18 protein-coding genes, 3 tRNA genes and 1 pseudogene are annotated in these 22,565 nt (G+C 70.0%); 12 read left to right on the top strand and 10 right to left on the bottom strand.

The features are described from left to right. The first annotated feature begins 216 nt into the window (after positions 1 to 216). Positions 217 to 1,158, top strand: a complete 942-nt coding sequence (locus FK256_RS01970; RefSeq protein ID WP_141423492.1) for a carbohydrate kinase family protein — start codon at positions 217 to 219, stop codon at positions 1,156 to 1,158. A 26-nt stretch (positions 1,159 to 1,184) separates the two neighbouring features. On the opposite strand, the gene FK256_RS01965 is transcribed toward FK256_RS01970, so the two are convergent. The 4 genes from FK256_RS01965 to FK256_RS01950 form a co-directional block, all read right to left on the bottom strand. Then, positions 1,185 to 2,147 (bottom strand): AEC family transporter, encoded by a 963-nt coding sequence (locus FK256_RS01965; protein ID WP_141423491.1) that lies wholly within the window; start codon positions 2,145 to 2,147, stop codon positions 1,185 to 1,187. 189 nt (positions 2,148 to 2,336) lie between these two features. Beyond that, positions 2,337 to 3,335: an endonuclease/exonuclease/phosphatase family protein gene (locus FK256_RS01960; RefSeq protein ID WP_141423631.1), complete on the bottom strand. Its 999-nt coding sequence runs from the start codon at positions 3,333 to 3,335 to the stop codon at positions 2,337 to 2,339. Between the two features lie 2 nt (positions 3,336 to 3,337). Beyond that, entirely contained in the window at positions 3,338 to 3,790 is a 453-nt protein-coding gene (gene msrB / locus FK256_RS01955) for a peptide-methionine (R)-S-oxide reductase MsrB (RefSeq protein WP_141423490.1), read from the bottom strand. A gap of 355 nt (positions 3,791 to 4,145) precedes the next feature. After that, positions 4,146 to 5,570, bottom strand: coding sequence for a mechanosensitive ion channel family protein (locus FK256_RS01950; protein WP_141423489.1), 1,425 nt, complete (start codon positions 5,568 to 5,570; stop codon positions 4,146 to 4,148). Between the two features lie 180 nt (positions 5,571 to 5,750). Between FK256_RS01950 and FK256_RS01945 the strand changes: the two genes are divergently transcribed. Continuing rightward, positions 5,751 to 6,080, top strand: coding sequence for a PadR family transcriptional regulator (locus FK256_RS01945; RefSeq protein WP_009234240.1), 330 nt, complete (start codon positions 5,751 to 5,753; stop codon positions 6,078 to 6,080). Continuing rightward, positions 6,080 to 7,153, top strand: coding sequence for a permease prefix domain 1-containing protein (locus FK256_RS01940; protein ID WP_141423488.1), 1,074 nt, complete (start codon positions 6,080 to 6,082; stop codon positions 7,151 to 7,153). Before FK256_RS01945 ends, FK256_RS01940 begins: the two co-directional genes overlap by 1 nt. Positions 7,154 to 7,224: 71 nt before the next feature. On the opposite strand, the gene FK256_RS14520 is transcribed toward FK256_RS01940, so the two are convergent. The 5 genes and pseudogenes from FK256_RS14520 to FK256_RS01920 all read right to left on the bottom strand — a co-directional run bounded on the left by FK256_RS14520 (position 7,225) and on the right by FK256_RS01920 (position 8,622). Next, positions 7,225 to 7,644 (bottom strand): AMP-binding enzyme, encoded by a 420-nt coding sequence (locus FK256_RS14520; protein ID WP_244936111.1) that lies wholly within the window; start codon positions 7,642 to 7,644, stop codon positions 7,225 to 7,227. Beyond that, a pseudogene (locus tag FK256_RS14515) lies at positions 7,533 to 8,186 on the bottom strand (AMP-binding protein); the annotation flags it as partial. The gene FK256_RS14520 and the pseudogene FK256_RS14515, both read right to left, overlap by 112 nt. A 131-nt stretch (positions 8,187 to 8,317) precedes the next feature. Further along, positions 8,318 to 8,390, bottom strand: a tRNA-Phe gene (locus FK256_RS01930). Positions 8,391 to 8,437: 47 nt separating this feature from the next. Next, positions 8,438 to 8,511 (bottom strand) — tRNA-Asp (locus FK256_RS01925). 38 nt (positions 8,512 to 8,549) lie between these two features. Next, positions 8,550 to 8,622 (bottom strand) — tRNA-Glu (locus tag FK256_RS01920). 300 nt (positions 8,623 to 8,922) lie between these two features. Here FK256_RS01920 and FK256_RS01915 point away from each other — a divergent pair. Together FK256_RS01915 and FK256_RS01910 are read left to right on the top strand one after the other, a co-directional pair. Further along, positions 8,923 to 9,297: a metallopeptidase family protein gene (locus tag FK256_RS01915; protein WP_141423630.1), complete on the top strand. Its 375-nt coding sequence runs from the start codon at positions 8,923 to 8,925 to the stop codon at positions 9,295 to 9,297. A gap of 89 nt (positions 9,298 to 9,386) precedes the next feature. Beyond that, positions 9,387 to 10,700, top strand: coding sequence for a glycoside hydrolase family 3 N-terminal domain-containing protein (locus FK256_RS01910; protein ID WP_425321568.1), 1,314 nt, complete (start codon positions 9,387 to 9,389; stop codon positions 10,698 to 10,700). Between the two features lie 74 nt (positions 10,701 to 10,774). Here FK256_RS01910 and FK256_RS01905 read toward each other — a convergent pair whose 3' ends face one another. Continuing rightward, positions 10,775 to 12,868: a variant leucine-rich repeat-containing protein gene (locus tag FK256_RS01905; protein ID WP_141423487.1), complete on the bottom strand. Its 2,094-nt coding sequence runs from the start codon at positions 12,866 to 12,868 to the stop codon at positions 10,775 to 10,777. A 360-nt stretch (positions 12,869 to 13,228) separates the two neighbouring features. Between FK256_RS01905 and FK256_RS01900 the strand changes: the two genes are divergently transcribed. From FK256_RS01900 to FK256_RS01870, 7 genes are all read left to right on the top strand, one after another. Continuing rightward, positions 13,229 to 14,068 (top strand): ABC transporter ATP-binding protein, encoded by an 840-nt coding sequence (locus FK256_RS01900; RefSeq protein ID WP_049939818.1) that lies wholly within the window; start codon positions 13,229 to 13,231, stop codon positions 14,066 to 14,068. Positions 14,069 to 14,071: 3 nt separating this feature from the next. Then, entirely contained in the window at positions 14,072 to 16,663 is a 2,592-nt protein-coding gene (locus tag FK256_RS01895) for an ABC transporter permease (protein ID WP_141423486.1), read from the top strand. Positions 16,664 to 17,114: 451 nt separating this feature from the next. Continuing rightward, on the top strand, positions 17,115 to 18,983 hold the full coding sequence (locus tag FK256_RS01890) for an ABC transporter ATP-binding protein (RefSeq protein WP_141423628.1): 1,869 nt from the start codon (positions 17,115 to 17,117) through the stop codon (positions 18,981 to 18,983). Next, complete coding sequence (locus FK256_RS01885; protein ID WP_141423485.1) at positions 18,983 to 20,719, top strand: ABC transporter ATP-binding protein; 1,737 nt, start codon at positions 18,983 to 18,985, stop codon at positions 20,717 to 20,719. The genes FK256_RS01890 and FK256_RS01885 overlap by 1 nt, the downstream gene beginning before the upstream one ends. 209 nt (positions 20,720 to 20,928) lie before the next feature. Beyond that, positions 20,929 to 21,414: a phage holin family protein gene (locus tag FK256_RS01880; protein WP_141423484.1), complete on the top strand. Its 486-nt coding sequence runs from the start codon at positions 20,929 to 20,931 to the stop codon at positions 21,412 to 21,414. After that, positions 21,411 to 21,905 (top strand): hypothetical protein, encoded by a 495-nt coding sequence (locus FK256_RS01875; protein ID WP_141423483.1) that lies wholly within the window; start codon positions 21,411 to 21,413, stop codon positions 21,903 to 21,905. Before FK256_RS01880 ends, FK256_RS01875 begins: the two co-directional genes overlap by 4 nt. Beyond that, entirely contained in the window at positions 21,902 to 22,339 is a 438-nt protein-coding gene (locus tag FK256_RS01870) for a DUF3618 domain-containing protein (protein ID WP_141423482.1), read from the top strand. Before FK256_RS01875 ends, FK256_RS01870 begins: the two co-directional genes overlap by 4 nt. The last annotated feature ends 226 nt before the right edge of the window (positions 22,340 to 22,565 follow it).

The raw sequence follows: 22,565 nt of genomic DNA, 5'->3' as shown, positions 1-22,565 counted from the left end.
GACATCAATCGGACGAGATGCGCCTTCAGGGCGGTCGGATCGGTAGTCTGTGAGCATTCGCCTTCCGTCCCCGCTCGTCGATCAGCCTGCCGGCCAACCACGGGAAGGTTCGCGCTGCCGCGTCCCTACCCATCCGGTCCACCGCCCCTGCCATCTCGCTCCGTCTCACTTCAGCCCACAGCCACCGGACCCCGGTCCCGTACAAAGGAGTCACCCATGACCGCACCCGGCCGCCAAGGATCCGCCCTCGTCATCGGCGAGGCGCTGGTCGACGTTGTCATCCACCCCGGGCAGGAGCCCGTGGACATCCCCGGCGGCTCGCCCGCCAATGTCGCCCTGGGCCTGGCGCGCCTGGGCCGCGACGCCGAGTTGCACTGCTGGATCGGTACCGATGAGCGCGGCAAGGCCGTGCGCGCCCACCTGGAGGCATCCGGGGTCCGCCTGGCTCCGGGCGCCGACGGCGCCGAGCGCACCTCCACGGCGCAGGCCACTATCGGTGAGGACCGCGCCGCGACTTACCTCTTCGATCTGGACTGGAACCCGCCGCGCCCTGTCCTGGGCGATGGGGAGGCGCCGTTGCTAGTGCACACCGGTTCGATCGCCGCGATCCTCGCCCCCGGCGCGGCCACCGTGGAGCAGGTGCTGCGCGAGACCCGCGCCACCTCCACCATCGCCTACGACCCCAACGCCCGCCCCCAGCTCATGGGTGAGCCCGAGGACGCCCGCCAGATCGTCGAGCGCCTGGTGGGCCTGTCCGACCTGGTCAAGTGCTCGGACGAGGACATCGCCTGGCTCTACGGCGAGGACGCGGACCTGGAGACGGTGCTGCGCTCCTGGCTGGAGGCGGGCGCAGCCGTCGTGGTCGTCACGCGCGGCAAAGACGGGGCGCTGGCCCTGTCCGCCTCCGGGGTGCGCCTGGAGGTGCCCGCCGACCCGAGCGTCATCGTGGCAGACACGGTCGGCGCCGGGGACTCCTTCATGGGGGGCCTGGAGGACGCCCTGTGGAGCGAGGACCTCGTGGGCGCGGACCGGCGCGAGGCGCTGCGCGCGGTGGACGCCGAAACCCTGGAGCGGATCGTGCGCCATGCCGCGGCCATCGCCGATATCACGGTCTCCCGGGCGGGGGCCAACCCGCCCACCCGCGACGAGCTGGCCTGAGCCGGCGGTCCTGCTGGCCGCCGTGGTCATCTCAGGATCGCGGCGGCCAGCAGGACCACGGGCACGAATCCGGCGGTCGTCAGCAGGACCGCATCGCGCGCCAGGTCCTTGGCCACCCCGTAGCGCGAGGCGTACATGAAGACATTCTGGGCGGTAGGCAGGGCGGCGGTGACCACGGGCACGAGCAGCTGTGATCCGCCGAGTCCCGCAGCCATCCCGACGGCGACGGCAAGTGCTGGCATCACCGCCAGCTTCCAGGCCACGGCTGCCCACAGGCCACTGCGCCGACTCACGCCCCGTACGGGCTCGTCCGGTCCGCTGTTCCGCAGGGGCCTGGGCGCCCCGGCCAGGCTCATGCCCAGTGCCAGCATCATGAGCGGCACCGCAACGCGCCCGAGCATCTCCAGACCCTGGGCCGGGTAGCCCCCGCACCAGTGCTCCAGCCTTACCCCACCCAGGTTCGCCGCGGTCCCGGCCACGACGCCCCACAGCAGCGGGTTGCGCAGCGGGACGGTCAGGGTCGCCAGGCGAGACGGGTTGCCGCGACGGGTGACGGCGTCGAGCACGGTGAAGGTGACGGGGGTCAGTACGAGGAGCTGGAGCAGGAGGATCGGGGCGATGGTGGCCGCATCCCCCAGGACGAGGACTGCCACCGGGATCCCCAGGTTCGCAGCGTTGACGTAACCGGAGGCGAGCGCGCCGATCGTGGCCTCGGCGATGGTGCGGCGCAGCGCGAGGCGGTGCAGGCACCAGGCGGAGATGATCGCCGCGAGCTCGGCGGCCACGGCCACAGCGGTGGCCCGGGAGACGACCGCCGTCAGGTCGGCGCGGCTCAGGGTGGTCACGAGCAGCGCCGGGGTGGCGGCAAAGAAGCAGACGCGGGTGAGGACCCCGTCGGCGTCGGCCGGGACGGCCCGGGTCCGCACCAGCAGCCAGCCGACGGCGATGACCGCGCCGAAGACAGCCAGTCCCGCCACGACGTCAGCCATCACCGTCCCCTTTCACCGGCAGTTTCGACGGCGATGATAGGACGCGGAACGACGAGTTCGTAGGGTGGACCGCGCATTCGTACCCTCTACCCCTCGAACGCGCCCTTCAAGGTACGACCGCATGAGGGCGAGGGGCGGCGACGCAGCTAGGTGTACGCCGCGCTGGCGAAGCGCGCGGGCGAGCCTCAGCTAACCGACCGGTTCGAGGTCCACCCAGGTGCCGACGTGGTCGGAAATGATGAAGGATGCGGTCCCCCAGTCCACGGCGCGCAGCAGCGGGCCTCCGGCTGCGGCGGAGTCCTCGGCACCCGCCGCGGCCACGGCCGCCTCGTCGGGCAGTGGCAGGCCGTCGGGGCCGGTGGGCCACATGTCGGTCAGGACATGATCGATGCGCCGCTTGGGGCCGGCCGCCGGGAAGGTGAGGCCCTCCCCCAGGGCCCGTCCCAGTCCCAGGGCCGCGACCTGCTCGGCGCTGAGGTTGTAGTCGCCCACGAGCAGGTGCGGCCCGGGCAGCCCGGCGAGCGCCCCCCAGGCGGCGGCAAGCTGGCGGGCCGCCATGGACTCGCGGGTCGCCAGGTGCGTAGAGGCGACCGACAGCCGCCGGATTGGTCCACCGGCATCCTCCGGAAGCTCGAGGGTGGCGGCCACCATGACGCGGTTGGAGGCGGTGGACACGTGGTAGGAGCGCGGGTCCCAGGTCCGCCCGCCGCGCTTCTCAACGCTGGAGGCCCCGCGTCCCAGGCGCTTGATGTGCCAGCCGGCAACCGGGAAGCGGGAGATGAGGGCATTGCCGTAGCCGATCGGTCCGGCCCCAACGGCGGCGCGCAGGATCCCCAGGACGTCGTGGGTCGGTGAGCTGAGCGCGCTGCGCAGGGGCCGGCGGCGCAGGCCGACCACCGGTCCGGCGTAGCTGGCGGCGAAGCGGCAGGTGGGCATGCCCAGCTCCTCGGCCAGGAAGGCAGCCTGGGCCAAGCGCCCGGAGCGGGCCTGTCCCAGGTCCACCTCCTGGAGGGCGACGATGTCGGGCGCCAGCTCGGCGATCTGCTCGGCCGCGGCCCGCATGACCGCGCGGGCGGTAGCGGGGTCGGAGATGTCGGCGCCAGCCAGCGAGCCGGTGGCGGCGCTGCCATCCCCGGCTCCGGCGCCAGGAAGTCCGTGCTGGAGATTGAGACTCAGGACCCGAATCATGCTCATTCCTCCTCGAAGGTGAGGCTCACGGAGTTCATGCAGTAGCGCTGGCCGGTGGGGGTCTGTGGGGCATCGTCGAAGACGTGGCCCAGGTGGCTGGAGCAGGTGGCGCAGCGGACCTCGGTGCGCACCATGCCATGGGAAGTATCGGTGCTCAGGGTGACGGCCTCGAGGCTGGAGGGGTCATAGAAGGAGGGCCAGCCGCAGCGGGAGTCGAACTTGGCGGTGGAGCGGAACAGCTCGGCGCCGCAGCCGCGGCAGCGGTAGACGCCCTCGCGGTGCTCGTCGAGCAGAGCCCCGGTGAAGGGCCGCTCGGTTCCGGCCTCGCGCAGCACGTGGTACTCCATGGGGCTCAGGGCGGCGCGCCACTGGGCGTCGGTGCGCGCCGCAGCCTCCAGGTCGACGGCCGGGGCGGAGGTCGCGGCGGACGGTTCGCCGCTCATGTCGGTAGTCATGGTGCCATCGTCACCCGCCCGACGGCACCGGGCGCACTGAGTTCACGCAGCGAAAACGCACCCATCCGGAAGGGGCACCGGCAACGTTACAGACACCAGGACCTGTTGCGAACGTGGGATGCTGCGGTTGTGCGCCCGCGCATTCGCACCTTAAGGCTTGAGCTCGGCCCTTCCGGAGTCAACGTGAACCGTAGGGTACGCACGCGAGCCGCTGACGGCAGACGAGGACCGCGCCTCCACCACGATCATGCGCAACAGGCTCAAGAAGCCCTAGCGGCCCCGATCTGCTGCCGACGAGCGCGGGGAACTCCCGGCTTATCCGCCGCGGCCTCTCGATCAGAGCCGGCCACCCGGCTCACCTGGGGCCCAGCCCCCCTCGTCTGGCGCGATGGAGCAGGGAACGGCCCATGGCGCGCCCCAGCCTCACAGCGCGCCGGGCCCCCAGGCCGTGGGCGGTGGTCTCCCCCTCGACCTCGGTGGTCGTGCCGGAGGAGTCGTCGGCCGCCGTCTCGGTGGTGTCGTCCACCTCGGCCTTCTGCTTGGCGACGATCTCCTCGGCTGCCCGGGCCACCTGCTCGGCACTGAGGTCCTGGGTGACCTCAACCTGCTCGACCTCCACCCGCGTGCGCGGCAGGGCGTAGGGGGCCTCCCGCTGCAGCCAGGTGACCAGCTCCTCGCGCACGTAGGACTTGAGGTCGCCGACGGCGCCGGGGGTGGCCCCGGTGAGGACCACGCGCACGGTGACGTGATCGCCGACGGCGTCGGAGACATCGAGGGTGGCCTGCCTCCCGTCCCAGACGGTGGAGGCGGCCACGAGCCGGGCCAGCTCCGCACGCAGCGCGGCGATGGGAACGCGCCAGTCCAGGTCGAGGGTGAAGGTACCGGTGCTCTGGCTTCCCCCGCGCGTCCAGTTGGCGAAGGGGTTCTCGGTGAAGTGGGTCGAGGGCAGGATGAGGCGCCGCTCGTCCCAGGTGCGCATGACCACGTAGGTCAGGGTGATCTCCTCGATGGTTCCCTGCTCGTCGTCGACGACGACGATGTCGTCCACGCGGATGGCGTCGGTGGTAGCCAGCTGGAGACCGGCGAAGACATTGCCCAGCATGGAGCGGGCGGCCATACCGGCGATGACGGAGGCCAGACCGGCCGAGGCGAGCAGCGAGCCCATGGCGAACTGGACAGTGGGGAAGGTCATGATGGCCGAGACGAGCCCGGCGATGATGATGATCGCCTCAGCCACACGCCGAATGATCTGGCTCTGGGTGGTCACCCGGTTGGCGCGCCCCTGGTTCTCGCTGGCCTGCACCCCTTTGACGACGGTGGACTCGATGGCCTTGGCGAAGGCGACAACGAGCCAGGTCACCGCGAAGATGAGGGCGATGGTGACCCCGCGCTCGATGATGGCCATCGTCGTGGAGTCGTCCTTGGTCTGTCGCAGTCCGGTCAGGGCGATCTGCGTACCCAGGAAGGCTCCGGTCATCGTTCCGACGGCGTAGGCGGGGCGGCGCCCAAAGTCCACGATCTCGCGGTACAGGAGGCGGCGCTTACCCATGAAGCTCAGGATCGCCACGGCCACGAAGGCGATCGCGATGCCGATGATGGCGCCGACGCCGGCCTGCCAGCCGATGGTGACAAGGTCGCTGGTGGTCTTGGTGACCACCTTGACGGTCTCGTCGACGTTTACGGACGGAATGCCCGTGGGACCGGGAGTGGGGGTGGGAGTGGGAGTGGCCGAGGGATCCGTGCTGGGGGTCAGGGGAGGGGCGGTGGCTACGAAGAGCATGGGGCAAGCCTAGGCAGCGGGGCTGTGCCCGGGCTGTGACGAACGGCCGCGGACGAAGGCATCACACCTCACCCAACCTCCACTAGACGTACTACGCGTGACGTAGTACGTTAGATACACACAAGGGACCGGAAACCATCCCGCGCCCCACCCATTACACGTCAAGGAAGGAGGGTTCACGTGATCAGTGCGGACGCCATTCGCGGCTACATCGACCTCATCGTCCTGTCCCTGCTCAAACGGCAGCCGTCCTACGCCTACGACCTCGCCAAGACCATCACCGAGGTCTCCGACGGCGAGTACACCATCAAGCAGACCACCCTCTACACGGCCCTCAAGCGCCTGGAGTCAGCTGGACTGGCAGCCTCCTACGCGGGGGTTTCCGACTCCGGCAAGTCCCGCACCTACTACCGCCTCACCTCCGAGGGCACCGCACACCTGGCGGCCAAGGTGTCCGAGTGGGAGGACACCAAGACCCTTATCGACCGCTTCGCGAAAGGAGCCCACTGATGGACACCATCGAGACCTTCCTCGACGCCATGTTCGCCCCCTACCCGACCACGCCGCGCCTGACCGAGGCCCGTGGAGAGCTGCGCGCCATGATGGAGGACGCCTACAACGACGCCATCGCTCACGGCAAGACCCACAACGAGGCGGTCGGGCAGGTCATCACCGACTTCGGCAACCTTGAGGAGCTGGCCCCGGTCCTGGGCATCGCCGCGGATATCCGGACCGACGCCGACCCTCAGGCCGCTCCCGCCGCCGGCACCCCGACCGAGCTCAGCCGGCCCGCCTACCCGGCGGTGACACTGCCCGAGGCTCAGGCCCTGGCCCAGGCCAAGCGGAGCACCGCCTCGACCCTTGCCCATGCGGTCAGCCTCTTCGTCTGCGCCCCGGCCCTGCTCATCGTCCTCACAAACCTGGCCGACGCCGGGCGGATAGCCATCAGCGACAACACGGCCGCCTTCATCGGTATAGCCTTCGCCCTGCTGCTCGTGGGCCTGGGTGTGGGCATGCTGGTGCAGCGCCGGTCGGCCTTCTCCTCCGTCCATCACCTCATCGAGGGCAGATTCACCCCGGACCCGGTGGTCACCGCCTGGGCGGCCCGCGAACGCCTCAACCAGGAGACGGTGCGCACCCGCCGGCTGACGATCGCGGTCTTCCTGTGGATCGTCTCCGCGCTGCCGATCCTGGCCACCAGCATGCTCACCCCCGATCAGGGACCCCAGTCGGAGCTCTCCGGTATCGGCGTCGCGATCTCACTGGTCATCATCGCGACGGGCCTGAACATCTACCTGCCCGCCGCGTGGGCGTCCTCCACCTACACGGCCCTGACGCACCCCGGCGGCTCCGGCGAGAACGCCTGGCAGTCCAGCGACCAGGAGAAGGACGATCCCCTCATCGGCCTGATCTCCAGCATCTACTGGCCGGCCACGGTCATCATCTATCTGCTGTGGAGCTTCGTTTTCGAGGCCTGGGGTATCTCCTGGATCATCTGGCCGGTCGCCGCCATCGCGTTCGGGATCATCGTCAGCGGCCGCACCTACTGGCGCAATCGCACGACGGATACCTCCGGCACCTGAGAACCCGAGCTCGCGACCTTCCTCGGCCCCGGCCGCTCCCCTGCTCCGGGGCCCGGTCGGGGCCGAGGCGCTCACTCCTCGGCGAGGGCGGACAGATCGCCCTCATCCTGACCCAGCGCCCGGGCCCGCAGCACCCGGCGCAGGATCTTGCCCGAACGGGTCTTGGGCAGCGACTCGGGGAAATCGAAGGACTCCGGCTTGGCGATCGGCGACAGGGACGCCGCCACGTGCTGGCGCAGCTCGGCCTCGAGCTCACGCGAGGGCTCGACCCCGACGGCCAGGACGACAGCGACGTGGACGGAGTGCCCCTTGACCTCGTGGGGCAGGGCCGCTTGAGGACGAGCTTCTCCTCGACGCCGTCGGGGACCTCCCGACCTTCCTCGTCGACGACGGCTGCCTCCTGGCCGAACACCGGCCGGCCCGCCGAGCCGGGCTTCTGGGGCATGGAGGGTACCGTCGTGATCTGGAACATGCCGGTCTCGGTCTGCCACCAGGTGTCGATGATCGGGCAGCGGTCGGCGTCATGGACGTCGAAGCAGTCATGGAGGGTGGCGTAAGTGCCCACCTGGTAGCCGCCGTGGGAGTGCAGGATCGCCTTGGGTTTGCCGGTGGACCCGGAGGTGTAGAGGATGAACAGGGGGTCCTCGGCGTCGACCTGCACGGTCTCGCAGCGGCCCTTGGCGATCGGGAGCTTGCACAGCTCGTGGTACCAGTGGTCGCGGATGGGGTCCATGACCGCCTCGGTGGCGGTGTTGCGCACAACGATGACGTTCTGGATGGTGGGCGAGAAGCGCACCGCGTCGTCGACGATCTTCTTCATGGGGAAGACCTTGCCGTTGATCCACGAGCCGTCGGCGGTGATAACGACCTTGGACTCCGAGTCATCGATGCGCGCGCTCAGGGCGTCGGAAGAGTAGCCGGCGAAGACCACCGAGTGGATGGCCCCGAGCTTGGCGCAGGCGAGCATGGCGAAGAAGACCTCGGGGATACGGGGCAGGTAGATCGTCACGACGTCGCCCTTGCCCACACCCATGGCCTTGAGGACGTTGGCCATCCTCTCAACCTCCCGGCCCAGTAGCCCTCCAGGTCCGCGGCGGCCCGCTCCTCCAGAGCGCGCAGACAGAGCGAAGGCCCGGAACCTTGTGGGTTCCGGGCCTCTCGCAGTGGCTCCGACCGGCGTCGATCCGGTGACCTTTCGATTTTCAGTCGAACGCTCTACCAACTGAGCTACAGAGCCTTGGGATGGAAGCGGCCCGACCATTTCTGATCGGACCGACCTTTCCGCGACCTCGACGGGACTTGAACCCGCGACCTCCGCCGTGACAGGGCGGCGCGCTAACCAACTGCGCCACGAGGCCAGTGTGAATTCACTGTGTTATTCACTTATGCGAATCCGTACCCCCAACGGGATTCGAACCCGTGCTACCGCCGTGAAAGGGCGGGGTCCTAGGCCGCTAGACGATGGGGGCCAGGGGCCTTCGACGTCGTCGCGCCTCGAACCGGGATGAACACTAAGGGGACAGTCTTCCGCAGCGCAAATCCCGGCGACGTGACCCTCCTCACCGCCCATTTTCCGGCGAGTTTGCAGCCCTCGGGGCGGGTCGTGGGAAACCCGCACCGTCTGGCAGGCTGGTCCCGTGAGCCAGGCGCATCAGCAGGACGGGAACCGGGGCGGGGACAGGCCGGTCGACGACGGAGCGGACAGTTCGGACGACGCCGCGGTCCCGGCGCCCCCTGGGCCGCCCCTCGCGGAACAGGCCTCGGAACGGATGTCGGCCCAGGAGTTCGAGGACGTCGTCGGCGACGCCCTGGACCGGATCCCGGCCGACCTGGCCGAGGCGATGGACAACGTCGTCGTCCTCGTCCAGGACGAGCCCGACCCGGAGATGCTCACCGCGGAGGACTACGACAAGGCCGGTCTGCCCACACTTCTGGGGCTGTACGACGGCGTCCCCCTCACCGAGCGCGACGAGGGCTGGTCCATGGTGCTGCCCGACCGCATCCTCATCTTCCGCGGACCTTTGGAGCGCTGGTGCACCAGCCGCGAGAAGCTGGTGGAGGAGATCATGGTGACCGTCATCCATGAGGTGGCCCACCACTTCGGCATCCCCGACGAGCGTCTCCACGAGCTGGGCTGGGAGTAGTGCCCGGGGCGGAACGGGGAGCAGAACCGGGAATAGACCACAGTCCCCATTACCTCGCGCACCCCCTGAACCTGCCCTAGTGTGCTGGCATGAACGACCGTCATCGGCCTGCCGCTCCGGGCGCAGGAGAGCCTCCCGCCCCCGCCGTCCCGAGCGAGTCCCCGCAGCACCACCCGAGTCGACGGCCAGTGCTCCTGGCGGCCCTGCTGGGCGCCGGATCCCTGGCGGGGTGCTCTCTCATCCCGGGTTCCGCATCGGCCGGGAGCGCATCCCCCACACAGACCGTCCCGACGCCTGAACCAGCCAACCCGCTTCCCGCCCCGGCCCCAAAATCGCGGGCGACGTCGTCATCCACCGCTTCGGCCTCCGCCGGCCCACTGGAGGGATGGAGCCTGGAGGAGAAAGTCGGTCAGCTCATCATGGTCGGGGTGGACGCGGCCTCTCCCGCCAAGGCCTCCACGGACGCGGTCACCAGCCACCACGTCGGCAACATCTTCATCGCCGGCCGTTCCACCGCCGGCAAGCAGGAGACCCAGAAGGTCATCAGCAGCTTCACCGGCAAGGTCGACTCCACCACCACCCACGACACCCGGATGCTCGTGGCCACCGATCAGGAGGGCGGCGACGTCCAGGTCATGTCCGGTTCGGGCTTCTCCGACATCCCCTCGGCGATGGACCAGTCGACCCAGCCGCGCGAGCAGCTGCTCGCTTCGGCGCGCACCTGGGGCAAGGAGCTGGCGGACGTCGGGGCGACAATGAACCTGGCCCCCGTCGTCGACCTGGTCGACGTCGCTACGCCATCGACCAACGAGCCCATCGGCCGCTGGGGCCGGGAGTACGGGCGCGACGCCGCCACGGTGACCGCCCAGGCGGGCGCCTTCGCCGAGGGGATGAAGGCCTCCGGCATTATTCCCGTCTACAAGCACTTCCCGGGCCTGGGACGGGTCACGGCCAATACCGATACCGCCTCGGGGGTCACCGACACGACGACCGCCCGCAGCGGCGACGCCGCCGTCGGCATCTTCGCCTCAGCCATCAGCGGCGGCGCGCAGGTCATCATGGTGTCCTCGGCCACCTACTCGCTCATCGATCCGGCGGCGCCGGCCGTCTTCTCCTCGGTTGTCGTCACCGACATGCTGCGCACCGAGATGGGCTTCACCGGGATGGTCATCACCGACGACGTCTCCGCGGCCGCCCAGGTGAAGGACGTGCCGGCGGGCGAGCGAGCGGTGCGCGCTATCAGAGCCGGCTGCGACATGGTACTGGCCTCGGCCGATCCGACACTGGCCGCCGACATGGCCAAGGCCCTCGTCTCCACCGCCCAGTCCGACCCGGCCTTCGCGGCCCGGGTGGACGAGTCGGTCACGCGAGTCCTGGCGCTGAAGAACAGCAACCAGTCCTGACCCACCCGTATCCCGGGCCCGCGTGGCCATCGGACCGTCCTCCGGTCCCGGCGGCCCCGCGGGCTGGGGGCGGCTCAACGGGTCTTGGTGGTGCCGGTCGAGGGCCCACTGGACTCCATGCGCTTGGCGTAGCAGTGGTCGGCGTCGTAGCCCTGGGTGTCGCACCAGGCATTGGCCTCCTCCGCGGTGCCGTAGAGCTCCCCGGACAGGACCACCCACCAGCTGCCGCCGGCGTCGAACACCGACCAGTCGTCGCTGAAAACCAGCGCGGCGTCCGGGTTGGTCTGACGCACCTTGAGGAAGTCCGCGAGGATCGAGCGGTTGGTCCAGGTCTTCCCATCGGCCACCAGTCCCGCCTTCTTCGAGGACAGCTGCGGCGTCCACTTGCCCAGGTACTTACTCATGATGAGCGGGCGATCGTGCTTGGACTGCCACTGCAGGGCCTCCTCGGCGGCCTTCTCATCCTGCTCGTCCTGGCTCGGGTCGGAGGCCGACGACGCCGATACCGTCGCCGGTGAGGCCGAGGATGACGGGGAGGCAGAGGATGATGAAGAAGCTTTCGACTTGTCCGGTGCGACGGAGGGCTGGGAGCCCCGGTCGAAGGACGGGGTCACCTTGAGGTCCTTGACGTCGATGTCCTTGGCGGTGCGGAAGTAGTGCTGCTCCCCGAAGCTCAGTGTCACGGTCCGCCCTCCTCCGGGGATGATGAGCGGCGAGGCGGAGAAGTCGAAGGTGCCCGAGGCCACGAGGTGGTCCACGTCCGAGCCTCCGGTCGGAGCCGTTGAGCTGTAGATCAGGATCCGGTTGGACGATCCGGCGAGGAAATCACCTTCAGCGCAGGAGGTCTTGACATCGGCCTTGACCTGCAGCTGGCCCTGGCCGTCCTCCACCGATGTGACGTTGAGAGTCGGCATGTCCGAGCAGGCCTTGATCTCCCCCGAGGGTAGCGCCGTCGCACTGGCGGTCTGGTCGGCCTTGGGCTTGCTCTGCTTGTCCTGGTCGGCACCGGTGGCGTCGTTGCGCGCGTTGCTGCCGGAATCGCGGTTCCCGCCGGCGAAGTGCTTCCAGGCCCACACCCCGCCACCACCGACAGCGAGGAGAAGGACGACCACCAGCGCCACCAGGATCGGACGGCGCGATCTTGACGGCTTGCTGGGCGGTGGCGCCTGGGACCCGGATATGTCCGGCAGTGCCCCCGGGGGCGGGGCGGAGGCCGGGCCCGCCGGCGCGCCGCCGGGCGCTGCGGGCTGTGTCGCAGCGTAATCGAAGACGGGGGGCGGGGCTGCAGGGGCCGCAGGAGTTGCAGGGGCTGTCATGGGAGCGGCCCCGGGAACGACTCCCGTCTCGGCTGAGGGGGCTGCCGCGCCGGGCACCTGGGCGACAGTCACGTCGAAGGCCTCGGTCTCGGCCGGGGCCGGCGCCACGAAGGGGGTGTCCCCGCTCGCTGCAACGGTCTGGGGGCCGTCGGCGGGTGTCTCGTCCGAAGGCTCAACCGTCCCGGCCGTATCGCCGTCGGCGGCAGCACCGGAGGCCGCACCGCCGTCATCTGCAGGTCCCTGGTCCTCGGCCGCTACCTCGTCCACCGCGGCCCCCGGAGCCTCCTCCTCGGGCTGTTCGCCGCTCTGGGCGTCTTCTTCGGTGGCCCCTGCGAGACCTGCCCCGGCCTCGGTCTCCTCCTTGTCCGGGGAGGTTTCGTCAGAAGGGGACTCGTCAGGGGAGATCTCAGCGGTCTGTGTCTCGGCCTCGCCGACCTGTGTCTCGGCCTCATCGTCCGCCTGGGGCTGCTCGCCCTCGGTACTCGGGGCGCCTCCCCCGGCGGCCCCGGCATCCTGCTGCTCCGCGGGGGAGGTACCGGATTCCGGATTCTCCTCGGGCACGACGGCGACATTCGCGTCGACGGCCGGTCCGGGCTCGTTGACCGGGACACCGGGCGCGACGGCGTCGGCAGGCAGGAATCCGCGCGCACGGAGGTTGGCGATGACCTCGACGTTCCCGGTGCTGGCCAGCCATGAGAGCAGGTCGGGATAGGCCGCCGGGTTGCGAGACAGCGCCGCCCACAGATCCGGCCGGCTCTGGGCGATCGCGGCCTGCAAGGACTGGTCGGGCGTCTGCGCGGCGAGTGCCTCATCGGCCTGGTGAGCCGCCATCATGAGCTGAACGGGATCCATGCAGAGTCCCTCCGGGAGAACGTTCGGGTTATCTCGATTGATCGGGCTCACACAGCCCTTCCTGGGCTCATCGCAAGGCGCCGATCAGCACAGATGGTAGTCGGGAATCCGCCAGACCGGTCAAGAAACGGAAACAGGCGGGGCGAAGTTCGTGCCTCGATCACCGGCTCGGCGCGCCGGGTGGGACCCGGGGGCACCGCGCGGAGGCCAACCAGCGAAAACATCGCGCCCACCCCCACCTCCATGTCCCCTCTCAGGGACCTCCCCTACCACAGGTCAGGGTTGACTAGCCGAGAGGTCAGGGGGACAGTCCTCCGCCAGGAGGAGCACACCGGCCTGCGCCGCTGCCACACTCGAAGCATGAGTAGCTCAGTTCCCGCACCAGCAGCCCCATCCGTCCTCACTCCTCACCGCCCCGTCGACAACCCAGTAGTCTCCGCCCGCAGTCTTACCAAGGTCTACGGCCGCGGCTCGGGCGCGGTCAAAGCCCTCGACGCGGTTAACGTCGACATCGCCCGGGCCCGCTTCACCGCCATCATGGGCCCCTCCGGATCAGGCAAGTCCACGCTCATGCACTGCCTGGCGGGCCTGGACTCGGTGACCTCCGGGGAGATCATGCTCGACGGCGACATGGTCTCCTCCATGAGTCAGCGCCGCCTGACCCGCCTGCGCCGCGAGCGCATCGGCTTCATCTTCCAGTCCTTCAATCTGGTCCCCACGCTCTCGGCGGCAGAGAACATCACCCTGCCCCTGGATATCGCCCGCAAGAAGGTCAACCGGCAGCGCTTCGACCAGGTGATCGACGCCGTCGGCCTCCGGGAGCGCCTGTCCCACCGGCCCGCCGAGCTCTCCGGCGGCCAGGTCCAGCGCGTGGCCTGCGCCCGGGCGCTCGTGGGCGAGCCTGCGGTTGTCTTCGCCGACGAGCCCACCGGCAACCTGGACTCCCACTCCACCGAGCAGGTCCTGGAGATCCTGCGTCGCAGCGTCGACGATCTGAAGCAGTCGGTGGTCATGGTGACCCACGAGCCGGAGGCGGCCGCCTGGGCGGACACCGTCATCTTCCTGCGCGACGGGCACGTCGTCGCCCAGCTGAACGACCCCAACCGCGACCGGGTCCTGGACGCCCTGCGCGAGCTGAGCGAGGCCGAGTCCGCGCCCGCAGCCGGCGCCCGGGACACCGACGCCTCCAAGGGGGCGTGAGCCGTGAACCGAGTCGCCTGGCGCTCCGTACGCGCCCATGCCAAGCAGTTCTTCCTGACCACCTTCGCCGTCATGCTCGGGGTAGCGTTCCTATCGGGCACACTGGCCCTGCGCGCCTCCATGTCGGAGACCTTCTCCAAGCTGACCTCCTCCACCATCACCTCGGACCTGTACGTCCAGGGACCCAAGATCGCCACCGACGACGGCAAGGGTGGTGGCTCCAGCTCCTCCTCTCTGCAGACCCAGCCCATTGACGGCTCCCTGGCCGAGCAGATCAAGCGGGTCGACGGCGTCGAAGCCGCCAACCCTGGCGCCCAGATGACCGGGGTCCTCGTGGGCGCCAACGACACCCCGGTCTCCAGCATGGGAGCGCCCACGCTCTTCCTACCGCTGTATGACGAGGAGCCGGGCCTGACCTGGGCCCAGGGCCACAGGCCCCAGGGTGAGGGCGAGATCGCCCTGGAGTCCGGGGCCCTGAAGAACTCCGGCCTCAAGGTCGGGGACAAGACGCACATCGTCATCCAGGGCCAGCCCACCGAGGTCACCGTGGTCGGTGAGTTCCATTTCGAGTCCTCCATGGCCAGTGCGACGGTCATTGGAATGGACCCGGATTGGCTCCTGCCCATCGCCGCCCCGGACGGGAGGGTCTCAGGCATCTCAATCGACCTGGCCGACGGAGCCTCGGTGGACACGGTCAAGTCCGAGATCACCAAGGTCGTTCCCGACGGTACCCAGGTGAAGACTCGCGCCGAGCTCATCAAGGAGCAAAACAAGACCATCGAGTCCCAGCTGGGCTTCATTCAGACCTTCCTCATGGTCTTCGTCGTCATCGCCATGTTCGTGGGCTCCTTCATCATCATGAACTCCTTCGCGATGAGTGTGCGCCAGCGGGTCAAGGAGTTCGCCCTTTTGCGGGCCGTGGGCGCATCGCCCGGATCGGTGTTCGGCATCGTGTTCCTCCAGGCGGTCGTCATCGGCGTCGTGGGCTCCACCCTGGGCGTGGCCGCGGGGGCCGGGCTCCTGGCCGGGCTGGCCAAGCTGCTAGACGCCATGGGCATGCCGCTGCTGGAGGGCACCGGCCTGACCGGGCCGATCATCGCGATCTCCCTGACGGTGGGGCTGGCCGTCACCATCGTCGGCGCCCTGCTGCCGGCGCGCGAGGCCGCCCTGACCCACCCGGTCGAGGCCATGCGCGGCGTGTCGGGTTCCCGGGAGAAGTCGCTGGTGCTGCGCACGATCCTGGGCGGGCTGCTGCTGGCGGCCGGAGCGGCCGCAATCGCCGCCGCTTGGGTGAACGCGGACCTGGAGCAGCGCCGCCTCATCATGGGACTGGGCGCGGGCGGTGTGATCCTGGGACTGCTCATCGTCTCCCCGACCCTGGCGCGCCCGATGGTCGCCACCCTGGGACTGCCATTCCGCGTGCTGCGGCCGTCCGGACGCCTGGCAGTGCGCAACATCGTCCACAACCCGCGCCGCACGGCCAATACCTCCGGCGCCCTCATGGTGGGCATGGCCCTGGTGTGCGCCGGCGCCACGCTGGCCGCCTCCTTCAGCACCTCGACCGCTGACGAGGTCGACAAGTCCCTCAAGGCCGACTTCCTGGTCCAGCCGGCCACGATGAGCAGCCTGAACGCCCGGCTCTCGAATGGGAAGGTCAAGGAGATCGCGGCGATCGACGGTGTCAAGGAGACCTCCTCATACAGCATCTACACGGACGCGGTCACCACGCCGGACGACAAGCAGGATCCCACCGCGGCCGCCTTCGTCATTGACCCGGTCACATTCGCAAGGGCCTATGACGTCAAGCTCAGCTCCGGGTCGATGGAGGACTTGGACGCCACCCATGTGGCCGTCAAGAAGGATGCGGGACTCAAGGTGGGAGATAAAGTCACCATCACTGGTCCCAATGGCGCCGTCGAGGCGACGGTGGGCGCCGTCATCAATCCGCGAGGCTTCAACGCGAACTACTTCTACTCCCCCGAACTGGCGGCGTCGGTGGGCTCCTGGGGCTCGCCGGGCGCCAGCACGGACCCTGCCCACGTCCTGGACTCGCCCATGGGCATGTTCCTGACCCTCGACGACGGCGCCAGTCTCGACACGGTGCGGGGCGAGGCCCGCAGCATCGTGGCCGACACCTACCAGTACGCGGTACGCGACGCCAGCGAGATTTCCAGCCAGATCGGCCAGCAGGTCAACCAGATGCTCTCCATCCTCTACGGCCTGCTGGGGCTGAGTATTGTCATCGCCATCCTGGGCATCGTCAACACTCTGGTGCTCTCGGTCTCCGAGCGCACCCGGGAGATCGGGCTCATGCGCGCCGTCGGATTGGGCAAGACCCAGTTGGCCGGGGAGATCATCACCGAGTCCGTCCTGACAGCTCTGTACGGCACCGTCCTGGGCGGGGTGACCGGGGTGGTCCTGGCCGCAGCCCTCAAGAAGATCCTGGAGGATCAGGGGCTCACGTCTCTGAGCATCCCCTGGGGGCAGATGGTGGGCATGCTCGTGCTCTCCGTGGTGGTCGGCGTCATCGCGGCCCTATGGCCAGCGCTGCGCGCCTCGAGGCTCCCCGTTCTGGACGCCATCGCCACCGAGTAGTCAGCAGGCGGACGGGCGGCGACCGATCACCGAACAGACGACACCGCCGGAGGGCAAGTAGGAGATACGTCAGTACCGCGCGACCATTCGGTAGGGCACAGTACGAGCTGTACGAATTGTTCCGCCCGCCACCACCCCCATACCTGCCGGCGCCTCGCGACGGCAGCCGGCGGTTCCGAATCATCCAGCCGGCACTGGAATAACGAACGGACCCGCCGACTCCGGTGCCCCGGCCCGACTCCCCGCCATCCCGGGAGCGGACCGGGGCACCGGCGCGCTCCCGGGATCCGCCCGAGAGACACCCGGCCGCACTCGCCGGATATTCCCGCACCCGCTATCTTCCTCGTCACCGCTCCTCCCCCTGCCGCACCCGTGCTCGCTCCGGTAGCCTCGTGCGATCATGCCCAAACCGTTCTCCCGGTCGATCCCGGCCACCCCGACCACCCTGTCGATGTCCCCCGACGCCCCGCTGCCCCAGCCCCCGTCCATCGGGGCCGGGGCTCTTCTGCGGTGGCTGCTGCGCCGCGCCACCGTCCCGGTGGCCCTGGCCACCCTGGCGGCCTGCACTTCCAACATCATCCAGGCGACCGTGCCCGCCTTCCTGGGCCAGGCCCTCGACGCCGGGATCGAGAACGGTCTCAACGCCCGCGTCTGGGGTATCGGCGCCCTGCTGCTGGTGCTGTTCGTCGTCTACGCCGTCGGGGACACGATGCTGTCCTACTTCGGGGTGGCGGCCTGGATGCGCACGGCCTTCGACGTCGACCGGCTCGTGGGGCGGCAAGTCTCCGCCACCGGCGCGGACCTGTCCCGGCAGGTCTCCACCGGCGAGGTCGCCACCATCATCGCCTCCGACGCCGAGTACCTGGGCAATCTCATCGAGTATCTGCCGGCCCTGCTGGGGGCCGCGGCCAGCTTCATCGTCGTGGCGGTCCTCATGCTCCGCACCTCAGTGAGTCTGGGGCTGGTGGTCATCCTGGGTATGCCGCTGGTGGCGGCGATCGTCACCCTGGTCATCCGCCCCCTGCAGAAGCGCCAGGCCGTTCAGCGCGAGGCCCAGTCCGCAGTCACCACGATCACCACCGACACGGTGGCGGGCCTGCGGATCCTGCGCGGCATCGGCGGGGAGGACGTCTTCGCCCGCCGCTACCGGGAGGCCTCCCAGGAGCTGCGGCGCCGCGGCGTGGAGGTGGCCTCCTCCCAGGCCACTCTCATGACCCTCCAGGTCCTACTGCCCGGCCTCTTCGCCGCCATCGTCGTGTGGATCGCGGCCCGCATGGCCGTCTCGGGGAGTCTGACCCCCGGCGGGCTCATCACCTTCTACGGCTACACCGCCTACCTGTCCTGGCCGCTGTGGGTCTTCACCAACTCCGTGCAGGACTACACCCGGGCCATCGTCGGCGCCCGGCGCCTGAGCCGCCTGCTCGAGGTTACACCCGCCGCCGGCAGCCTCGTGGAGCGCCTCGACCTGGACCCCGCCGCCGCCCGCCCCGTCAGCGGCAACCTGATGGACACCGAAAGCGGCCTGCGCCTGGAGGAGGGCCGCATGACAGCCCTGGTGTGCCCCGACCCGGAGGTCTCCGCCGAGCTGGCCACGCGCCTGGGCCGCTTCACCGACTCCGGGCCCACCGTGACCCTGGCGGGCAGGCCGCTGGCGACCATGCCCCTGGGCCAGGTGCGCGCCAGCATCGTCGTGTCCGGGGCGACCGCCCAGCTCTTCACCGGAACCCTGCGCGAGGCCCTCGACGTGCGCGGCGGCCCCGACCCGCAGCCGGCAGGCGTTACGGACCTCGTGCGCGCCGAGGCCGAGCGCACCACCGGGGCCGACGTCGACCAGCAGGTCCGCGCCCAGGAGCGCGAGGCCCCCGGCGACGACCGCCTGCTGGAGGCCATCGAGATCGCTGATGCGGGCGACGTCCTGACCTCGCTCAGCGAGGGCCTGGCCGGGATGATCACCGAGAAGGGGCGGTCCCTGTCCGGCGGCCAGCGCCAGCGCGTGGCCCTGGCCCGCGCGCTGCTCACCGAGGCGCCCGCGCTCGTGCTCATCGAGCCGACCTCCGCGTTGGACTCCCACACCGAGGCCCGGGTGGCCGCCCGGGTGCACCGGGCCCGCGCCGGGCGCACGACCGTCGTCGTCACCGCCTCCCCGCTGGTGCTGGAGGCCTGCGACGAGGTCGTCTTCCTCGACTCCAGCGGCGCCGAGCTGCTGCGCTCCACGCACCGCGAGCTCATGGCGATGGCCCGCTCCGGCGACGCGCAGGCGGCCGACTACCGCGCTGTCGTCTCCCGGGCCCTGGGCGAGGATACGGAGGTGAGCTGCTGATGGCGCTTCCCGTCGCACCAGGGCCGGTCGCTCTGCGCAAGACCTTCGGGATCATGGCCTCCTACCGGTGGCGCTTCGCCGTCGTGCTGGCCCTCCAGATCGTCGCGGTCCTGTCCACGCTCGTGGCCCCGCAGCTGCTGGGGCGGCTGGTCGGGCGGGTCTCGGCCGGGCGGGCCGACGCCGGCTACGTGGACCGGATCGTGCTGACCATCATCGCGGTCACGCTCGTGGGCGCACTCATCAACCGCTTCGCCCAGAAGTACGCCCGGACCCTGGGCGAGTCGGTCTTCGCGGACCTGCGCGAGCGCATGATGAACCGGGTGGTGCACCTGCCGCTGAGCGCCGTGGAGTCCGCCGGCACCGGCGACCTCGTGGGGCGCACCACCACCGACGTCTCCCGCATCGAGTTCCTCGTGCGGGTGGGGATCCCGCAGATCCTTGTGTGCGTGGTGACGATCGTCTTCACGCTGCTGGCCGCCGCCTTCGCCGACCCCCTCCTAGCGCTCGGGCTGCTGGTCATCTTCCCGCCGGTGTGGTCGATGATGCGCTGGTACCTGCCGATCTCCATCCCCGCCTACCGGGCAGAGTCGGCCGCCCAGGCCCGCCTCAACGGCGCGGTCTCCGAGACGGTCGAGCACGCCCAGACCGTGGACGCGCTGGGCATCGGGGCGCGCCGCGAGCGGGCCATCGTGGCCTCCATCAAGGAGGCCTGGTCCCTGGAGCGCTACACGGCGATGCTGCGGGTGCGCCTGTTCATGGTGCTCGACGTCGCCTGGCGGGCGCCCGTCGTCGTCATCCTCCTGTGGGGCGGGTTCCTGGCCGCCCGCGGCTACGCGACCCTGGGGGCGATCACCACCGTCGCCCTTTACTCGATGGAGCTGCGCAAGCCGGTGGGCCAGCTCATGTTCTGGATCGACCAGGTCCAGATCGCCCAGGCCTCCCTGTCCCGCATCCTGGGGGTAGAGGAGGTGCCCGACGACCGGGCCCCCACCGGCGAGCAGCCCAAGGGCAAGAGGATCGTGCTCGACGACGTGCGCTTCTCCTACCGGGAGGGCGTCGAGGTGCTCCACGGGATCGACCTGGAGCTCGTGCCCGGGGAGCGGCTGGCCGTCGTCGGGCCCTCGGGCTCGGGGAAGTCGACGCTGGGGCGGATGCTGGCCGGTATCAACCCGCCCACCTCCGGGAGCGTGACCGTTGGCGGGGTGGCGCTGACGGACCTCGCCGAGTCCGAGCTGCGCCGCCACGTCGCCCTGGTGACCCAGGAGCACCACGTGTTCGTGGGTTCGGTGGCCGACAACGTGCGCCTGGGCCGCCCGCGGGCCTCCAACGACACGATCCGCGAGGCCATCGAGGCCATCGGGGCCGACGCCTGGGTGGACGAGCTGCCCGAGGGGATGGACACGATGATCGGCTCGGGACACCTGAACCTCACTCCGGCCCAGGCCCAGGAGGTTGCACTGGCCCGGCTGGTGCTGCTGGACCCGCACACGCTCATCCTGGATGAGGCCACCTCGCTGTTGGATCCGCGTGCCGCGCGCACCCTGGAGCGGACCCTGTCTACGGCGCTGGCCGGGCGCACCGTCATCGAGGTGGCCCACCGCCTCTACACGGCCGCCGACGCCGATCGGGTCGCCGTCGTCATGGACGGGCGCATCGTGGAGCTGGGCACCCACGACGAGCTCGTGGCGCTCGGCGGGGAGTACGCGAGCCTCTGGCAGGCCTGGAACCAGGAGTAGCGGCACCGCCGAGGCGGCCGATACAGATCGCCAGCGGCGAAAGCCGGGCCCCATATCCCAAACCTACAAACCCGCCCGGGCCAGCGTTGTTCCACGATGGCGCGGCCTGTGAGATTCTTGGGGTGGCGGGTCGTCTCACTGTCGCGATCCCGCCGCTAGCAGTCAGTCGATTGCACCCAACGCTGCATCTCACACGAGAAGGTCCGTTCATGTCCAACAACCAGCCACCGCCCCCGCCGTCGCAGGCGACGTCGTCGGCCTCCGCCACGCCTCCCCGGGGAGCCGGCAGCGCCCAGCCCACGCTGGGCGAGCTCATCGCCCGTATCTCGGAGAACATCTCGGCGCTGGTGCGCGGCGAGATCGACCTGGCCAAGGTCAAGGGACAGCGCATGGTCAAGGAGATGAAGCCGGCCGCAATGCTGCTCGGTGCCGCTGGGGTCCTGGCCCTGTTCGCCTTCGGACTGATACTCGGGTCGCTCACGGTGGGGCTGTCCCACGTTATGCCGCTATGGGCGGCCTTCCTCGTGGTGGCGCTGGTCCTCATCGCGATCGCCGTCCCGCTGGCCCTGGTGGGTCGCAAGCGGCTCGAGGCGGCCAAGGCCGAGGCCCCCGCGCCGCAGGAGGGACTGATGGAGTCGGTCAAGGTCGTCAAGGACGCCATCGCATCGGGCAGGGAGAGGGGGAACGCCCAGTGAGCGCCAACACTGCCCCCGACGCCACCCCGTCCGTCGCTGCACCGGCTCAGACCCCGGCACCGGCCGATGACGCGCTCATCTCCGATATGGAGGCCCGCCGCAAGGCGCTGGCCGTCGACATCGACGAGCTCGCCGCGCGTCTGGTGCCGGACAACCTGACCAAGATGGCCAAGCTCAAGGCCAGGGAGAAGGTCGAGGACCTGCGCAGCCAGGCCCTCGGGAAGGCCGAGGAGGCTGTCGGGCAGGTCAAGAGCCGCCTGACCTCGCTGGTCGGCGGTGGCACCGATGAGGCTGGCGGCGTGGACCCCTACGAGCCCGGAACGATGACCCTCGGTCAGCGCGTCGCCCGCCTGTTCGACGACGCTCGCGACGGCGACCCTGCATCGCTGGGGATCGTCACGGTCGCCGGCCTGGCCCTGGCGGGCCTGAGCGTGACGGCGACCGTCGCCGCGTTCAAGGCCTTCTCACGACCCCGGACGGTGCAGTCATGACCGGCGGCCCGCAGGCCGGCGGGGACTCCGGTGCGGCCGGCGGCGCCGGGAAGGCTGGGAAGACCGGGAGGGCCAGCTCCGAGGCATTGAGCCCCGAGCAGATCGAGGAGCGACTGCGCGCCCAGCGAGTGGCCCTGGCGGCGAGCGTCGATGAACTCGCGGCCAGGGCGGACCCGCGCACGCAGGCGCGGGAGGCCGGTGAGCACCTGCGCGAGCAGGCGACCGCCCGGGCCGACCGACTGCGAGAGCAGGCCGCGGCCGGCGCCGACCGGCTGCGCGAGGAGGCCCGCCGGCTGGCAGACCGGGCCGAGCAGACCTGGGAGCGCGCCAAGCAGGGCGACTCCGAGGCCACCTCCGCGGTTGCCAAGGCGGCCGCCGTCGCCGGAGGCGTGGTGACCGCCGGCATCGTTCTGGCCCGCTTCGCCCGCCGCTGAGACGGCTGGAGCGCGCGCCCAGCACCGCCCAGTCTGCGTACAGCGGCCTCATCACCGTCGCGGACGCACCATAAGGCCCGGCGACTCACCTTGGTGGCCCAGCCCGCGAGCCCTATGGTGCGTCCGCGCGACAGGCATGTGATGAGGACAGTGACGTCGCCGCGGTGGTCCGAGACCGAGCTCGTGAGAGCACACACCTATCATCGAACAACTATGTGCTGTGAGA

It is taken from the genome of Actinomyces johnsonii (genome assembly GCF_006546835.1).
GTDB classification, from domain to species: domain Bacteria; phylum Actinomycetota; class Actinomycetes; order Actinomycetales; family Actinomycetaceae; genus Actinomyces; species Actinomyces johnsonii.
The sequence above is the reverse complement of the archived record's forward strand: the minus strand, read 5'-3'. Positions and strand labels throughout refer to the sequence as shown.

Excerpts from the sequence above, each read along its gene's own strand:
- FK256_RS01970 (WP_141423492.1), top strand. The coding sequence starts at position 217 with ATGACCGCACCCGGCCGCCAAGGATCCGCCCTCGTCATCGGCGAGGCG.
- msrB (WP_141423490.1), bottom strand. The coding sequence starts at position 3,790 with ATGACTACCGACATGAGCGGCGAACCGTCCGCCGCGACCTCCGCCCCG.
- FK256_RS01880 (WP_141423484.1), top strand. The coding sequence starts at position 20,929 with ATGTCCAACAACCAGCCACCGCCCCCGCCGTCGCAGGCGACGTCGTCG.
- FK256_RS01965 (WP_141423491.1), bottom strand. The coding sequence starts at position 2,147 with ATGGCTGACGTCGTGGCGGGACTGGCTGTCTTCGGCGCGGTCATCGCC.
- FK256_RS01900 (WP_049939818.1), top strand. The coding sequence starts at position 13,229 with ATGAGTAGCTCAGTTCCCGCACCAGCAGCCCCATCCGTCCTCACTCCT.
- FK256_RS01940 (WP_141423488.1), top strand. The coding sequence starts at position 6,080 with ATGGACACCATCGAGACCTTCCTCGACGCCATGTTCGCCCCCTACCCG.
- FK256_RS01950 (WP_141423489.1), bottom strand. The coding sequence starts at position 5,570 with ATGCTCTTCGTAGCCACCGCCCCTCCCCTGACCCCCAGCACGGATCCC.
- FK256_RS01910 (WP_425321568.1), top strand. The coding sequence starts at position 9,387 with ATGAACGACCGTCATCGGCCTGCCGCTCCGGGCGCAGGAGAGCCTCCC.
- FK256_RS01960 (WP_141423631.1), bottom strand. The coding sequence starts at position 3,335 with ATGATTCGGGTCCTGAGTCTCAATCTCCAGCACGGACTTCCTGGCGCC.
- FK256_RS01870 (WP_141423482.1), top strand. The coding sequence starts at position 21,902 with ATGACCGGCGGCCCGCAGGCCGGCGGGGACTCCGGTGCGGCCGGCGGC.
- FK256_RS01890 (WP_141423628.1), top strand. The coding sequence starts at position 17,115 with ATGTCCCCCGACGCCCCGCTGCCCCAGCCCCCGTCCATCGGGGCCGGG.
- FK256_RS01885 (WP_141423485.1), top strand. The coding sequence starts at position 18,983 with ATGGCGCTTCCCGTCGCACCAGGGCCGGTCGCTCTGCGCAAGACCTTC.
- FK256_RS01905 (WP_141423487.1), bottom strand. The coding sequence starts at position 12,868 with ATGGATCCCGTTCAGCTCATGATGGCGGCTCACCAGGCCGATGAGGCA.
- FK256_RS01915 (WP_141423630.1), top strand. The coding sequence starts at position 8,923 with ATGTCGGCCCAGGAGTTCGAGGACGTCGTCGGCGACGCCCTGGACCGG.